This is a genomic window from Geodermatophilus sp. URMC 62 (assembly GCF_052931475.1).
The window spans coordinates 1,303,493-1,318,305 of sequence record NZ_JBRFHY010000001.1 but is presented as its reverse complement, the minus strand read 5'-3'; the positions used below and the strand labels follow the sequence as shown (position 1 = coordinate 1,318,305).

Genomic DNA, 14,813 nt, shown 5'->3' with positions numbered 1-14,813 from the left:
CTGCTCACGCGGCGCGGCTGGTGGCGGCCGGCTGCTCCAGCTCGGCGCGGGCGGCCGTCACGACGTCGGGGTTGTCGGTGATGACGCCGTCGACGCGGAGGGTCAGCAGCAGCCGGGCCTCGCCGCGGGCGTCGCCGGTCGCGGCCGGGTCGGTACCGATCCGCAGGTGCCGCGGCAGGAAGGCGTTCTCCGCCGCGAGCGTCCACGGGACGACGAACAGGCCGGCGTGGTGGGCGCGGGTCACGAGGTCGGAGACGCCGGTCAGCGCACCGTCGTCGTCGCGCAGCAGGATCCGGTCGCGGCTGGGCGCGATGCCCTGCGCGTAGGTGGAGACCGCCCGCAGGCCGGCGTTGGTGAGCAGCACGTCGTCGGTCGGGGTGACGTCGACCAGCTGCAGCATCCGCGGACCGCCGTCGCCGAGGTCGGCGCGCAGCCGGCGCAGGGCCCCGGCGTCGAAGGACTGCAGGACGACGGTGCCGTCGGACGTGGCGGCGTCGAGACGGCGCAGCTCGGCGGCGACCAGCTCGGTCATCGGCTGGCCGCGCTGGGCCGACCAGCTGGGCTTCTTCAGCTCGGCCAGCACCCGGACCCGCCGCTCCGGCGTGGACCGGCGGCGGGCCAGCTCCACGACCTCCTCGAGCGTGAGGACCCCGAACTGGCCGTCGTAGGCGGTGTTGAGCGGTCGCAGCTCCGGCATCCGCTCCACGGCGCGCAGGGAGCGCAGCTCGGCGAGCGTGAAGTCCTCGGCGAACCAGCCGGTCTTGCGCTTGCGGCCCACCCGGCGGGTGGTGCGGCGGTCGGCGAACTCGGGCCGCTCGGCGACGTCGGTGCTGCGCGACAGCTCGTTCTCGTGGCGCGCGATCAGGACGCCGTCCCTGCTGACGACGAGGTCGGGCTCGATCAGGTCGGCGCCCATGTCGATGGCCAGCTCGTAGCTGGCGGTCGTGTGCTCGGGGCGGTACGCGCAGGCACCACGGTGCCCGACGACGACGGCGCGGGGGAGGCGGGCCACTGCGGGAGTCGCGAGCGACTCGATCGCGTGCATGACATCCAGGACACCCCAGCCAGGTTGCGCGGAGGGGAACGACGTGGGGCGAGTCGAGCACAAATGGGAGGACGGCGCGCTGACCTGCGGTCCATCATCCGGGGTGTGGCGCATGTCTCACACATCGGCAGGTCTCCCCAGCCACACGAGCCCCTGCCGTCCGGCACCGAACTCGCCCGGGTGACCCGGGTCGACCGCGGACGGCTGACCGTCCTGACCGCCGACGGGGAACGGCGGGTCCACCCCGCGGCCGCGCTGCACGACCCCGACGGCGTCGACGCGCCCGCGGTGGGGGACTGGGTGGCCCTGCGCGGCGAGCTCGCCGTCGCGCTGCTGCCCCGCCGCTCGGCGTTCACCCGCACCGTCGCGGGGCGCACGTCGGCCGCCCAGGTCGTGGCCGCCAACATCGACACCGTGCTCGTCGTCGACGCGCTCGCCGGCCCGACGCGTGCCCGCCGGGTCGAGCGCTACCTGGCGGTGGCGTGGTCGAGCGGGGCCACGCCGGTCGTCGTCCTCACCAAGGCCGACCTGTGCGACGACGTCGCCGCTGCGGTCGCCGAGGTGCAGGAGGAGGCGATCGGCGTCGAGGTGCTGGCGGTCAGCGTGCGCACCGGCGAGGGTGTGGACGCGGTGCGGGCGCTGGTCGGGCCCGGGCAGACGGCGGCGATGGTCGGCCCGTCCGGCGTCGGGAAGTCCTCGCTGGCCAACGCGCTCGCCGGCCGGACGGTGGCGCCGACCCGGGAGGTGCGGGAGGCCGACGGGCGCGGCCGGCACACCACCACCGCGCGCGAGCTGCACGTGCTGCCCGGCGGCGGGCTGCTGGTCGACACCCCCGGCATGCGCGAGCTCGGCCTTTACGACGACGAGGGCGTCGACACCGCCTACGCCGACGTCGCCGCGCTGGCCGCCGGCTGCCGGTTCCGCGACTGCGCCCACCGCACCGAGCCCGGCTGCGCGGTCGCCGCGGCGATCGACGACGGCCGGCTCGACCCCGCCCGGCTGCTGGGCTGGCGCAAGCTGCAGGCCGAGGCGCGCCGCCAGCTGCTGCGCGCCGACGCCCGCGCCCGGGCCGCCGAGCACGCCCGGGTCAAGGCGCTGCACCGCGCGCAGCGGGCGCAGCCCAACCGGCTGCGGTAGCCCTCTCCCCGCTCTCCCGGCTGCCGCGCCGCCGCCTCGGTAGCGTCGCCCCGTGCGCGTGCTCGTGATCGGCTCCGGTGCCCGGGAGCACGCCCTGTGCGTCGCTCTGTCCTCCGACCCCGCGGTCACCGCGCTGGCCTGCGCGCCGGGCAACGCCGGCACGCGCGCGCTCGCCGAGCCCGCGGCGGTCGACGTCGCCGACCCGGTCGCGGTCGCGGCGCTGGCCACCGGCTGGGGTGCCGACCTGGTCGTCGTCGGGCCGGAGGTCCCGCTCGTCGCCGGGGCCGCCGACGCGGTCCGCGACGCCGGCATCGCCTGCTTCGGCCCGTCGCAGCAGGCCGCGCAGATCGAGGGCAGCAAGTCCTTCGCCAAGCACGTGATGGCCGCCGCGCGGGTCCCGACCGCGCGGTCGTGGCCGGTCGGCGGCCCGGCCGAGCTGGAGACCGCACTCGACGAGGCCGGCCCCCCGTACGTGGTCAAGGACGACGGGCTGGCCGCCGGCAAGGGCGTCGTCGTCACCCCCGACCGGGACGCGGCGGTGGCCCACGGGCACCGCGTGCTCGAGGCCGGGGGAGCGGTGCTGGTGGAGGAGTACCTCGACGGGCCGGAGGTGTCGCTGTTCGCCGTCACCGACGGGACGACGGTGCTGCCGCTGCTGCCCGCGCAGGACGCCAAGCGCCGCGACGACGGCGACGCCGGCCCGAACACCGGCGGGATGGGGGCCTACGCGCCGCTGCCGTGGGCGCCGCCCGGGCTGGTCGACGAGGTGCTGGCCACGGTGCTGCAGCCGGCCGTCGACGAGATGCGCCGTCGCGGCGAGCCGTTCTCCGGGCTGCTCTACGCCGGGCTGGCGCTGACCGCGGGCGGCGTGCGGGTGGTCGAGTTCAACGCCCGCTTCGGCGATCCCGAGACCGAGGTGGTGCTGCCGCTGCTGGAGACGCCGCTGGCCGGCCTGCTGCACGCCGCCGCCACCGGCACGCTCGCCGACCACCCGCCGCTGCGCTGGCGGTCCGGTGCCGCCGTCACGGTCGTGGTGGCCGCGGCCGGCTACCCGGAGCGGCCGCGCACCGGCGATCCCGTCACCGGCGCCGACGGCGAGGGGGTGCTGCACGCCGGCACCGTCGTGGACGCCGAGGGGACGGTCCGCTCGGCCGGCGGGCGGGTGCTCGCGGTGACCGCCACCGGCGCCGACCTCGCCGCCGCTCGGCAGGCCGCCTACGAGCGGGTGGCCGCCGTCCGGCTGGCCGGGGCGCACTGGCGCAGCGACATCGCGCTGGCCGCCGTCGAGGGCCGGATCGCCGTCCCCGGCACCTAGCGGCTCCTCCCTCACCGCAGCGTGTCCTCCCTCACGGTGGGCGGTGAGGGAGGACACGCCAGGATCAGGTCACCTGATCGTGGCCGACCCTCAGGTGCGGACCCCCACGGCCGGGCGGGCGCGCTCGGGTCGCGGCTCGGGCGGCCGCGGGCCGTCGTGCCGGCGGGACAGATACGTGCCGGCCACGTTGGCGCAGGCGACCACCGGCACCGCGATCAGCGCGCCGAAGATGCCGGCGACCAGCAGGCCGGCCGCGATGGCGAGGACGACGGCCAGCGGGTGCACGTGCACCGCCTTGCCGAGCAGCAGCGGCTGCAGGACGTGCCCCTCCAGCTGCATGACCAGCACGACGACCGCCAGGGCGATGAGCGCCTTGATCGGGCCGACGGCCACCAGGGCGACCAGCACGGCCACCGACCCGGCCAGGAACGACCCGATGATCGGGATGAACGCGCCGAGGAACACCAGCGCGGCGAGCGGGACCACCAGCGGCACGCCGAGGACGGCCAACCCGATGCCGATGCCGACGGCGTCGACCAGGGCGACGGCGACGGTCGCGCGGACGTAGGAGATGAGCGTGCGCCACGAGCGGCGGGCGGCCTCGTCGAGGTAGGCGCGGGAGTCCCGGGGGAAGAGGCCGACCAGCCACAGCCAGATGGACCGGCCGTCCTTGAGGAAGAAGAACAGCGTGAACAGTGCCAGGGCCACGCCGGTGAAGACCTCGCCGACGGTCGCGGCCGTGGTGATCGCGCCGGAGGCCAGCTCCTCCTGGTTGCCGGCGACGAAGTCCTGGAAGGAGGTGAGGGCCTCGTCGATCTGCCGCTCGGTGACCGGGAAGGTCTCGACCACGAAGTCGCGGATCTGGTCGAGGCCCTGGGTGACCTGGTCGGCGAGGTCGGTGAAGCCGGCGGTGACCTGCTGCACGACCAGCGTGATGATCCCGGCGACCACTCCGAGCCCCACGAGCAGCATCACGAACGCCGCCAGCGAGCGCGGCCAGCCGTGCCGGATCAGTGCCACCGCGCCCGGCTGCAGCAGCGCGGCCAGCAGCAGCGCCACCATGACCGGGACGAGGACCACGGCCACGTAGGCCGCCACGTAGAGCAGCACGTACAGGCCGGCGAGGACGGCGATCATCCGCCACGACCAGGCCGCCGCCGTCCGCAGCCCGCTGGGCACCGCGGCGTCGCCGTGCGGCAGGTCCCGGCCGGGGCCGAGCAGCCGGCGGCCGCGCTCGGCGGGGCGGTGCGGCCGGCCGCCCTCGGGCGGGCCGCTGACCCCGCCGGGCCCCAGCGGGCCGTCGAGGTCGGGCGCGTCGGGCGCGGGGCTGCCCAGGGGTGCGTCGGCGTCACCGCCGCTGTCGCCGTTGCCGCCGTTGCCGCCGTTGCCGCCGCTGCTGCCGGTGCTGCCGTCGTCGTCGGCCGTCGTCCACGGCTCGTCGTCGCGGACGAGGATCGCCCGGTCGTCGTCGCGCTCCGGCCAGGCGTGCGGGTCCCGCTCGGCCGCGGTGCGGATGTGCTCGCGCGCCCGGGCGACCAGGTGGGTGGCCCGTCGCAGCATGGCCGGTCCTTCCGCGGGGTGAGGTGGGGCCCGTTCTCGATCACGCTAGCCCTGCGGGAGGATGCGCACGTGCTTCGACGAGCTGACCGGGTGCGGGCGGTACCCGCGTGATCGACCGCTACACGCTCCCCGAGATGGGTCGGGTCTGGAGCGACGAGCACAAGTACGAGCTCTGGTGCCGCGTGGAGACCCTCGTGCTGGAGGCGCACGCGGCGGCCGGGCGGGTGCCGGCCGACGTCGTCGAGCCGGTGCGCAGCGCCCCGCCGCCGACCGCCGCGCGCGTGGCCGAGATCGAGGAGACGACGCAGCACGACGTCATCGCCTTCCTCACCGCGTGGGCGGACAACACCGAGCCCCGCTCGGCCGCCGCGTACGTGCACCACGGCATGACGTCGTCGGACCTGCTCGACACCGCGCTGGCCGTGCAGCTGACCGAGGCCACCGACGTGCTGCTGGCCAAGGCCGACCGGCTGGTCGCCGTGCTGCGCGACCACGGGCTGGCCCACCGCGACACCATCAAGGTCGGCCGCACCCACGGCGTGCACGCCGAGCCCGTCGTGTGGGGCCACCGGGTCGCCGACCTGGCCTTCGCGATGGCCCGCTCCCGCGACCGGCTGCGGGCCGCGCGCGAGCGGGTCGGCGTCGTCGCCATCTCCGGCGCCGTCGGCACGTACTCGCTCATCGACCCCTCGGTGGAGGTCGCCGTCGCGCAGGCGCTGGACCTGCGGCCCGCCGACGCGTCCACCCAGGTGGTCATCCGCGACTCGATCAGCGAGTGGGTGGCCGCGCTCGCCGTCGTCGCCACCGTCTGCGAGGCGGTGGCGCTGGAGGTGCGGCACGGGCAGCGCACCGAGGTGCGGGAGCTCTCGGAGGCCTTCGGCTCCGGCCAGAAGGGCTCCAGCGCCATGCCGCACAAGAAGAACCCGATCCGCTCCGAGCGCATCGCCGGGCTCGCGCGGGTGGTGCGCGCCGCCGTCGTCCCGGTGATGGAGGGCATCCCGCTGTGGCACGAGCGCGACATCTCGCACTCGTCGACCGAGCGGGTCTTCCTCCCGGACGCCGCGATCACCACCGACTACCTGCTGCACCTGACCACCGGGCTGGTCTCCGGACTGGTCGTGGACGCCGAGCGGATGCGGGCCAACCTCGAGTCGACCGGCGGCCTGATCTACACCTCCGCCGTGCTGCTGGAGCTCGTCGAGGGCGGCCTGTCGCGCGAGGACGCCTACGCGCTGGTGCAGTCGGCGGCGATGGAGACGTGGAACACCGCGACGCCGTTCCGGTCGACGCTGCGGGCCCGCGCGGACGCCTCCGGGGTGACGCTGGACGAGGCCCGGCTCGACGAGATCTGCCGGCCCGAGGGCTACGTGCGCCGGCTCGGCCCCCTGTTCGACCGGCTGGCGGCGCTGACCTGATGCCCGACCTGCCCCTCGTCGCGCGCGGCAAGGTCCGCGAGGTCTACGACGCCGGCGCCGACCGCCTCCTGCTGGTCGCCTCCGACCGCATCTCGGCCTACGACCACGTGCTGCCCACGCCGATCCCGGACAAGGGACGGGTGCTCACCCAGCTGTCGGTGTGGTGGTTCGGGCAGCTGACGCCGGTGCTGTCGTCGTTCGGGGCCTCGCACCACCTGCTGTCGGCGACCGACGTGCCGGCCGACGTGGCGGGCCGGGCGATGCTGGTGCGGCGGCTGGAGATGCTGCCGGTGGAGTGCGTGGCCCGCGGCTACCTGTCGGGCTCGGGGACGGCGGAGTACCGGCGCACCGGGTCGATCGTCGACGTCGTCCTGCCGGCGGGCCTCGTCGAGGGCTCGCGGCTGCCGGAGCCGGTGTTCACGCCCTCGACCAAGGCCGCCGTCGGGGACCACGACGAGGCGATCCCCTTCGCGCGCGTGGTCGACCTGGTGGGTGCCGCGCGGGCCGAGGAGCTGCGCGAGCTGACGCTCGCCCTGTACCGGCGGGGGGCCGAGATCGCGGCCGACGCGGGCATCGTGCTGGCCGACACGAAGGTCGAGTTCGGGCTCACCGCGGACGGCGGCCTGGTGCTCGGCGACGAGGTGCTCACGCCGGATTCCTCCCGCTTCTGGCCGGCGTCGTCGTGGTCCCCGGGCGCGGCGCAACCCTCGTTCGACAAGCAGTACGTCCGCGACTGGCTGACGTCGTCGGGCTGGGACCGCGTCTCCCCGCCGCCGGAGCTGCCGGACGACGTCGTCGAGGCCACCCGCGCGCGCTACGTCGCCGCCTACGAGCAGCTGACCGGCGCGACCTTCCGGTGATGCGCACGCGGGCCGGGATCTCCCACCGCTCCGGCGGGTCGGGCGGGGACCTGCTCCTGCTGCTGCACGGGCTGGGCGCCACCGGGGCGGTGTGGGACCGGCTGCTGCCGCTGGTCGAGCGCGACTGGCCCGGCTCCTGGGCGGTGCCCGACCTGCGCGGGCACGGCCGCTCGCCGTTCGAGCCGCCCTACGGCTACGCGGTGCACGCCGCGGACGTGGCGTCCCTGGCCGCCGGCGCCTCCCGGGTGACCGTGCTGGGCCACTCCTTCGGCGGTGTGGTCGGCGCGGTCCTCGCCGGTGGCTGGTACGGCGTCGACGTGGCCCGGGTCGTCGCGCTCGGCGTGAAGATCGACTGGACGCCCGAGGAGGAGGCGGGGGCCCGCCGGATGGCCGCCCGCCCGCCGCAGGTGTTCGCCACCGCCGCGGAGGCCGCCGAGCGGCACCTCCGGCTGGCCGGCCTCACCGGACTCGTCGACCCGTCCTCCGAGGTGGCGCTCGCCGGCGTCCGGGAGACGTCCGGTGGCTTCACCCCGGCGCTGGACCCGCGCGCGTTCGGTGCTGTCGGCCCGTCGGTGGAGGAGGTGCTGCGGCGGGTCGTCGCACCGCTGCGGCTGGCGGCGGGTGCGGCCGACCCGATGGTGGGCCTCACCGTGATGCGCCGGGTCGACCCGGACGCGGTGCTGGTCGAGGACGCCGGGCACAACGCCCACTGGGAGGCCCCGGACGCCGTCTGGTCCCTGCTGCGCTCCTGACCTCCCCCGCGAGATCTGCACACTCGCGCTCATCAGCGTCGTGAAGGGCACCACTGTGCAGATCTCGCGGCGGCCTGTGGACGGCGCCAGCGAGAACGGGGGCGCACCGGCCAGGGTGCCCCGTGCCCGCTCGCCGTACCCGATCTCGCCTGACCGGACCCGCGACCAGAGCGTCCGCGCGGGCGGCGGGCATCCCGCTCCCCCAGCTGCGCCACCGCGACGTGGTCCGCCTGTCACGCGACACCTACCTGCCCCGTGCAGTGGCCGGCGTCCCCGGCGTCCGCATCGCGGCGGTCCTGCTCACGGCGCCGGATCAGGCGGTGGTCAGCCACACGACCGCGGCCGGTCTCTGGGGTGTGGCCGTCCCGCTGCAGCGGGAGGACCCGCGGGTCCACCTGACCGTCGCGACGGGCTCGGCCGTCCGCGGGCGCCGCGACCGGGTCGTGCACCGCAGCCCGCTCGTCGACGGCGACACGACGACCCGGGACGGGGTCTCCGTGACCACGCCGCAGCGGACGTGGCGCGACCTGGCTGCGCTGCTGGAACCGACCGCGCTCCTCGCCGTCACCGACCAGCTGCTCGCCCGGTGGTGCAGCCGCCCTGATCTGCAGGCCGAGCTGGACCGCCGACCGACCGGCCGCGGTTCGGCGCGGGCGCGGGCCGTGCTGTCCCTGGCCGACCCGCGGGCCGAGTCGCCGATGGAGTCGGTGCTGCGCTGGGTCCTCCACGAGGCCGGCCTGCCCGCACCGGACCTCCAGCACGTCGTCCGGGACGGCGCCGGGGCGTTCGTCGGCCGTGCGGACCTCGCCTGGCCGGAGCAGCGGGTGCTCGTCGAGTTCGACGGCGACGTCCACCGCGAGCGCGACGTCTTCGTCGACGACCTGCGCCGCCAGAACCGGCTCGTGGCTGCGGGGTGGACGGTGTTGCGGTTCACCTCCGCCGACGTCCTCGGCCGCCCGGACGACGTCGTCACGGCGATCCGCGCCGCCCTCGCTCGGTGAGATCTGCACACCGGCGGTCATCAGCACCCTGAAGGGCACCACTGTGCAGATCTCGCGGAAAGGACCGGCGGGGAAGGACCGCCGGGGGAGGACCGGCGGGGGAGGGCGGCGACCCGCGGGCCGGTCAGTGGCCCCCGCCACCCCGGTACCCTCGTCGGCGTGCCGCAGGTGGTCGTCGACGTCGTCCTCAAGCCGGAGATCTCCGACCCGCAGGGGCAGGCGGTGCTCGGCGCGCTCGGCCGGCTGGGGCACACCCAGGTGACCGGCGTCCGCCAGGGCAAGCACTTCGTCCTCGACGTCGACGGCACCCCCGACGAGGCCGAGCTGCGACAGATCGCCGAGACGCTGCTCGCGAACCCGGTCATCGAGGACGTCGAGCTGCACCTCACCACCGACTGAGAGGGACCGCCGTGCGCATCGGTGTCATCACCTTCCCGGGCTCCCTCGACGACGTCGACGCCGCCCGTGCCGTGCGCCTGGCCGGGGCCGAGCCGGTCGCCCTCTGGCACGCCGAGCACGACCTGCGCGACGTCGACGCCGTCGTCCTGCCCGGCGGCTTCTCCTACGGCGACTACCTGCGCGCCGGCGCCATCGCCGCCCGGGCGCCGATGATGCGCGACGTCGTCGACCGGGCGCGCCAGGGCATGCCCGTCCTCGGCATCTGCAACGGCTTCCAGGTGCTGTGCGAGGCGGACCTGCTGCCGGGCGCGCTCACCCGCAACAGTCACCTGCACTTCCGCAACCGCGACCAGCGGCTGCGCATCGAGCGGGCCGACACCGCCTGGACGTCGGACTACGCGCAGGGCCAGGAGGTCGTCGTCCCGGTGAAGAACGGCGAGGGCCGCTACGTCGCCGCCCCGGCCGACCTGGACCGGCTCGAGGGCGAGGGCCGGGTCGCCGTCCGCTACGTCGGCGGCAACCCCAACGGCAGCCTGCGCGACATCGCCGGCGTCGCCAGCGAGGACGGCCGGGTCGTCGGGCTGATGCCGCACCCCGAGCACGCCGTCGAGGACCTCACCGGCCCGGGCACCGACGGGCTCGGCTTCTTCACCAGCGTCCTGAAGGCGGTCGTGGCAGCGTGACCGAGTCGGCCACCGCGGGGCTCTCCGACCTCGACACCGGGCCCGGCCCGCTGTCGCACCGGCTCGACACCGTCGACCTCGCCGCGAGCACCCCGGACGTCGAGCAGCCCTACGCCGAGTTGGGCCTCAAGAGCGACGAGTACGCCCGCATCCGCGACATCCTCGGCCGCCGGCCCACCACCGCCGAGCTGGCGATGTACTCGGTGATGTGGAGCGAGCACTGCTCCTACAAGAGCTCCAAGGTGCACCTGCGCCGCTTCGGCGACCTGCCGCGCAGCGAGGCGCTGCTGGTGGGCATCGGCGAGAACGCCGGCGTGGTCGACGTCGGCGACGGCTACGCGGTCACCTTCAAGGTCGAGTCGCACAACCACCCGAGCTACGTCGAGCCCTACCAGGGAGCGGCCACCGGGGTGGGCGGCATCGTCCGCGACATCCTCACCATGGGCGCCCGCCCGGTCGCGGTCATGGACTCGCTGCGCTTCGGCCGCGCCGACGCCCCCGACACCGCCCGCGTGCTGCCCGGCGTCGTCGCCGGGGTCGGCGGCTACGGCAACTGCCTGGGGCTGCCCAACATCGGCGGCGAGCTGCTCTTCGACGAGTGCTACGCCGGCAACCCGCTGGTCAACGCGCTGTGCGTCGGCGTCATGCGGCACGAGGACGTGCGGCTGGCCAAGGCCGAGGGCGCCGGCAACAAGGTGGTGCTCTTCGGCGCGCGCACCGGCGGCGACGGCATCGGCGGCGTGAGCGTGCTCGCCAGCGAGACCTTCGACCAGGAGGGCCCGGCCAAGCGCCCGAGCGTGCAGGTCGGCGACCCGTTCACCGAGAAGCTGCTCATCGAGGCGTGCCTGGAGATCTTCGCCGCCGACCTGGTCACCGGGATCCAGGACCTCGGCGGCGCCGGCCTGTCCTGCGCGACGAGCGAGCTGGCCAGCGCCGGCACCGGCGGCATGCACGTCGACCTCGACGCCGTCCCGCTGCGCGACTCCACGCTGACGCCGGCCGAGATCCTGATGAGCGAGTCCCAGGAGCGCATGTGCGCGATCGTCGAGCCGGGGAAGGTCGCCGACTTCCTCGCCGTCTGCGCCAAGTGGGACGTGCTGGCCACCGTCATCGGTGAGGTCACCGACGGCGACCGGCTGACCGTCGACTGGCACGGCGAGCGGATCGTCGACGTCCCGCCGCGCACCGTCGCGCACGAGGGCCCGGTGTACGACCGGCCGATGCAGCGCCCCGCCGACCTCGACGCCCTGCGGGCCGACGACCCGGCCGCGCTGCCCCGCCCGGCGACGCCGGAGGAGCTCACCGCGCACTGGCTGGCCGTCGTCGCCGGCCCCGACGGCGCGGACAAGACGTGGGTCACCGAGCAGTACGACCGCTACGTGCGCGGCAACACCGTGCTCGCCCAGCCCGACGACGCCGGCGTGGTCCGCATCGACGAGGACTCGCACCGCGGCATCGCGCTGGCCCTCGACGGCAACGCCCGCTTCGCCCGGCTCGACCCCTACACCGGCGCGCAGCTCAACCTCGCCGAGGCCTACCGCAACGTGGCGGTCAGCGGCGCGCGCCCGCTGGCGGTCACCAACTGCCTGAACTTCGGCTCCCCGGAGGAGCCGGAGGTGATGTGGCAGTTCGCCGAGGCGGTCCGCGGCCTGGCCGACGCCTGCCGCGACCTGGGCCTGCCGGTCACCGGCGGCAACGTGAGCCTCTACAACCAGACCGGCGACGTCGCGATCAACCCGACGCCGGTCATCGGCGTGCTGGGCGTGCACGACGACGTCCGCACGCGGGTGTCCACCGGCTGGCGGGCCGCGGGCGAGACCGTGCTGCTGCTCGGCGAGACCCGGCCGGAGCTCGGCGGCTCGGCCTGGGCGAGCGTCGTGCACGGCCACCTCGGCGGCCGCCCGCCGGCGGTCGACCTGGCGGCGGAGCGGTCGCTCGCCGAGCTGCTGGGGGCGCTGGGCCGCGAGGGCCTGGTCACCTCCGCGCACGACCTCGCCGACGGCGGCCTGGCGCAGGCGCTGGCCGAGTCGGCGCTGCGCCACGGCACCGGGGCGCGGCTGCGACTCGGCGACGACGCGTTCACCGCGCTGTTCAGCGAGTCCGCCGCCCGCGCCGTCGTCACGACCACCGACCCGGAGGCGGTGCGCACCACGGCCGAGTGGGCCGGCGTCGCCGTCACCGAGCTGGGGACGACGGGCGGGGACGCGCTCGCCGTCGAGGGCGTCGCCGACATCCCGCTCGCCGAGCTGCGCGCCGCGTGGACGGCGACGCTGCCGGCGCTGTTCGGGACGCCGGAGGCCGCGGTGGGCACGGTCCCCTCGGGCGCGGTCCCGACCAGCTGACCGTGCCGGCCGCACCGATCCCCGCCGGGGAGCTGCGGGCCGCCGTCGACGCCGTCCGCCCGTGGCTGGCGGGGGAGGCCGAGCAGCCTCCCCGGTCGGTGCTCGGCGCCGCGGTGAAGACCAGCACCCGCTGGCTGGCCCAGCAGGTGCCCGGGCGGTCGGTGGAGCTGCGGGTGCCGCCGCACGTCGCCGTCCAGCTGGTGCCCGGCCCCCGGCACACCCGCGGCACGCCGCCCAACGTCGTCGAGACCGACGCGGCGACCTGGCTGCGGCTGGCCACCGGCGAGCTCGGCTGGGCCGAGGCCGTCGCCGAGGGGAGGGTCAGCGCCAGCGGCAACCGCGCGGACCTGTCCGCGCACCTCCCCCTGCGGCCTCTGGGCCGCGGCACGTGACGGGGCCCGGGCGTGCGTCGCGGGTGGACCCGGCGCGGGGCCCGGAGGGTCCCCGGCGGGGACACGGGGTGGGCTCCGTACAGCAGGGGGACGGCACCTGGCCGCGATGTCGTCCGGTAGGACGACGAACAGCACAGCGCCCCCGGCCCGGACGACCCGGGACGGGGGCGCTGTGCTGCCGAGTGCCGGTCAGCCGCCGAACAGGGCGCTCGCGGCCTTGACCGTGTTGTACAGCCCGTAGAGCAGGGGGACGCCCACGAGGGTCCAGGCGAGCGCGATCAGACCGACCGGGGTGTGCGTGGGTGTGCGGTCGTCGGTGACGGGGGTGCTCATCGGGCGGCGCTCCGTTCCGGGTTGGCGCGGGCAGTGGCGGGGGTGGTGGCGTGCGGCTCGTGCCACTTGCTGGCCACCGGCCTGATCAGCAGGTTGGCGACGAAACCGACCGCCAGGAGGCCGACCATGATGAACAGCGCCGGACGGTAGTTCGCCGCGACCAGCTCACCGGGGGTGCCCTGGGTGTCCAGGACGCCGTTGATGATCAGCGGGCCGGCCACACCGGCGGCCGACCAGGCGGTCAGCAGTCGGCCGTGGATGGCGCCGACCTGGTAGGTGCCGAAGAGGTCGCGCAGGTAGGCCGGTGCGGTCGAGAAGCCGCCGCCGTAGAAGCTGATGATGATGGCGGCGGTCAACACGAAGATCCAGGTCGCCGTGCTGCCGAGGGTGGCCAGGATGAGGTAGAGGATGATGCCGACGCCCAGGTACACCATGTAGATCGGCTTGCGGCCGATGAAGTCCGAGGTCGTGGACCACACGAACCGGCCACCCATGTTGAACAGCGACAGGACGCCGACGAAGCCGGCGGCCGTGGTCGCCGCGACGGTCGAGGTCGCCCCGGTGCGGAAGAAGTCCTGGATCATCGGGGCGGCCTGCTCGAGGATGCCGATGCCCGCGGTGACGTTGCAGAAGAGCACCGTCCACAGCAGCCAGAACTGCGGCGTCCTGATGGCGTTGCGCGCCGAGACGCTCTCCGTGGTGACCAGGGCCTTCTGCTTGACCGAGGAGGGGTCGAAGCCGGCGGGGCGCCAGTCGTCGGCCGGCACCCGGACGATGAAGGCGCCGAACATCATGAAGACCAGGTAGACCGCGGCGAGGGTGAAGAACAGCGCGGCCACGGCGTCTCCGTTGGGGACGGTGCCGGCCGTGCCGTCGTACGCCGGGTCGTAGTAGTTCATCAGCTGGCGCGACAGCGGCGAGGCGATGAGCGCACCGCCACCGAAGCCCATGATCGCCATGCCGGTGGCCAGGCCCGGGCGGTCGGGGAACCACTTGATCAGCGTGGACACCGGCGAGATGTAGCCGATGCCCAGGCCGACCCCGCCCAGCACGCCGTAGCCGAAGTACAGCAGCCACAGCTGCCCGGTCTCGATGCCCAGGCCGCCGACCAGGAACCCGGCCACCCAGAAGACGGCGGAGGTGAACATCGCCGCGCGCGGGCCGTTGCGGTCGACCCAGGTGCCGAACAGGGCGGCGGACACACCGAGCATGACGATCGCGATCGAGAAGATGATGCCGATCGCGGTCAGGCTGGCGTCGAAGTGCTCGACCAGCGCGCTCTTGTAGACGCTGGTCGCGTACGCCTGACCGATGCACAGGTGGACCGCCAGCGCGGCCGGCGGGATCAGCCAGCGGTTGAACCCGGGCCGGGCCACGATGCGTTCCCGGGCCAGGAAACTCGGTACTGCCACAGACGGACCTCCGGTCGCGACGTCGGGTTCCCCCATGGACGGGCCTGTGCGCGAGGTCACGGACCCGCGAGGACGCTACGTCGCACTCCGGCGTGTCGCGCGGCCAGCGGACCGATCGGGGGACGCCGAGACCAGATCGTTGTGCGGCATGCGATGCCGCACGACCC

General features: G+C 75.2%; 14 protein-coding genes. 10 read left to right on the top strand and 4 right to left on the bottom strand.

Annotated elements, in window-relative coordinates:
- Positions 1-4: 4 nt before the first annotated feature.
- Positions 5-1,045 carry a glycerophosphodiester phosphodiesterase family protein gene (locus ACU616_RS06305; protein ID WP_446757620.1) on the bottom strand — a complete coding sequence of 347 codons (1,041 nt, stop codon included), beginning with the start codon at positions 1,043-1,045 and terminating at the stop codon, positions 5-7.
- Between the two features lie 180 nt (positions 1,046-1,225).
- Between ACU616_RS06305 and rsgA the strand changes: the two genes are divergently transcribed.
- The gene (gene rsgA / locus ACU616_RS06300) at positions 1,226-2,182 is read left to right on the top strand and encodes a ribosome small subunit-dependent GTPase A (RefSeq protein WP_446757619.1); all 957 of its coding nucleotides are present in this window, start codon (positions 1,226-1,228) and stop codon (positions 2,180-2,182) included.
- A 52-nt stretch (positions 2,183-2,234) separates the two neighbouring features.
- Positions 2,235-3,497, top strand: a complete 1,263-nt coding sequence (purD, locus tag ACU616_RS06295) for a phosphoribosylamine--glycine ligase (protein ID WP_446757618.1) — start codon at positions 2,235-2,237, stop codon at positions 3,495-3,497.
- A 90-nt stretch (positions 3,498-3,587) separates the two neighbouring features.
- Here the strand turns inward: purD and ACU616_RS06290 are convergent, their stop codons facing one another.
- Complete coding sequence (locus tag ACU616_RS06290) at positions 3,588-5,057, bottom strand: AI-2E family transporter (RefSeq protein ID WP_446757617.1); 1,470 nt, start codon at positions 5,055-5,057, stop codon at positions 3,588-3,590.
- Between the two features lie 107 nt (positions 5,058-5,164).
- On the opposite strand from ACU616_RS06290, the gene purB reads away from it, so the two are divergent.
- The 8 genes from purB (at position 5,165) to ACU616_RS06250 (ending at position 12,901) form a co-directional block, all read left to right on the top strand.
- On the top strand, positions 5,165-6,472 hold the full coding sequence (gene purB, locus ACU616_RS06285) for an adenylosuccinate lyase (protein ID WP_446757616.1): 1,308 nt from the start codon (positions 5,165-5,167) through the stop codon (positions 6,470-6,472).
- Positions 6,472-7,332 (top strand): phosphoribosylaminoimidazolesuccinocarboxamide synthase, encoded by an 861-nt coding sequence (locus ACU616_RS06280; RefSeq protein ID WP_446757615.1) that lies wholly within the window; start codon positions 6,472-6,474, stop codon positions 7,330-7,332. Before purB ends, ACU616_RS06280 begins: the two co-directional genes overlap by 1 nt.
- Positions 7,332-8,084, top strand: coding sequence for an alpha/beta fold hydrolase (locus tag ACU616_RS06275; protein WP_446757614.1), 753 nt, complete (start codon positions 7,332-7,334; stop codon positions 8,082-8,084). Before ACU616_RS06280 ends, ACU616_RS06275 begins: the two co-directional genes overlap by 1 nt.
- 221 nt (positions 8,085-8,305) lie before the next feature.
- Positions 8,306-9,085, top strand: a complete 780-nt coding sequence (locus ACU616_RS06270; RefSeq protein WP_446757613.1) for an endonuclease domain-containing protein — start codon at positions 8,306-8,308, stop codon at positions 9,083-9,085.
- A gap of 159 nt (positions 9,086-9,244) precedes the next feature.
- Complete coding sequence (gene purS, locus ACU616_RS06265; RefSeq protein ID WP_446757612.1) at positions 9,245-9,484, top strand: phosphoribosylformylglycinamidine synthase subunit PurS; 240 nt, start codon at positions 9,245-9,247, stop codon at positions 9,482-9,484.
- A gap of 11 nt (positions 9,485-9,495) precedes the next feature.
- Entirely contained in the window at positions 9,496-10,167 is a 672-nt protein-coding gene (gene purQ, locus ACU616_RS06260) for a phosphoribosylformylglycinamidine synthase subunit PurQ (protein ID WP_446757611.1), read from the top strand.
- On the top strand, positions 10,164-12,509 hold the full coding sequence (purL, locus tag ACU616_RS06255; protein ID WP_446757610.1) for a phosphoribosylformylglycinamidine synthase subunit PurL: 2,346 nt from the start codon (positions 10,164-10,166) through the stop codon (positions 12,507-12,509). The genes purQ and purL overlap by 4 nt, the downstream gene beginning before the upstream one ends.
- A gap of 2 nt (positions 12,510-12,511) precedes the next feature.
- A complete protein-coding gene (locus ACU616_RS06250) occupies positions 12,512-12,901 on the top strand; it encodes a sterol carrier family protein (RefSeq protein ID WP_446757609.1) in 390 nt (129 codons plus the stop codon).
- 189 nt (positions 12,902-13,090) lie between these two features.
- Here the strand turns inward: ACU616_RS06250 and ACU616_RS06245 are convergent, their stop codons facing one another.
- Both ACU616_RS06245 and ACU616_RS06240 read right to left on the bottom strand, forming a co-directional pair.
- Complete coding sequence (locus ACU616_RS06245) at positions 13,091-13,234, bottom strand: MFS transporter small subunit (RefSeq protein ID WP_446757608.1); 144 nt, start codon at positions 13,232-13,234, stop codon at positions 13,091-13,093.
- Complete coding sequence (locus ACU616_RS06240; protein WP_446757607.1) at positions 13,231-14,646, bottom strand: OFA family MFS transporter; 1,416 nt, start codon at positions 14,644-14,646, stop codon at positions 13,231-13,233. Before ACU616_RS06240 ends, ACU616_RS06245 begins: the two co-directional genes overlap by 4 nt.
- Positions 14,647-14,813 lie beyond the last annotated feature (167 nt).

Bases quoted from the DNA above. Each gene is read 5' to 3' on its own strand.
- ACU616_RS06280 (WP_446757615.1), top strand. From the start codon at position 6,472: ATGCCCGACCTGCCCCTCGTCGCGCGCGGCAAGGTCCGCGAGGTCTAC.
- ACU616_RS06305 (WP_446757620.1), bottom strand. From the start codon at position 1,045: ATGCACGCGATCGAGTCGCTCGCGACTCCCGCAGTGGCCCGCCTCCCC.
- ACU616_RS06245 (WP_446757608.1), bottom strand. From the start codon at position 13,234: ATGAGCACCCCCGTCACCGACGACCGCACACCCACGCACACCCCGGTC.
- ACU616_RS06290 (WP_446757617.1), bottom strand. From the start codon at position 5,057: ATGCTGCGACGGGCCACCCACCTGGTCGCCCGGGCGCGCGAGCACATC.
- ACU616_RS06275 (WP_446757614.1), top strand. From the start codon at position 7,332: ATGCGCACGCGGGCCGGGATCTCCCACCGCTCCGGCGGGTCGGGCGGG.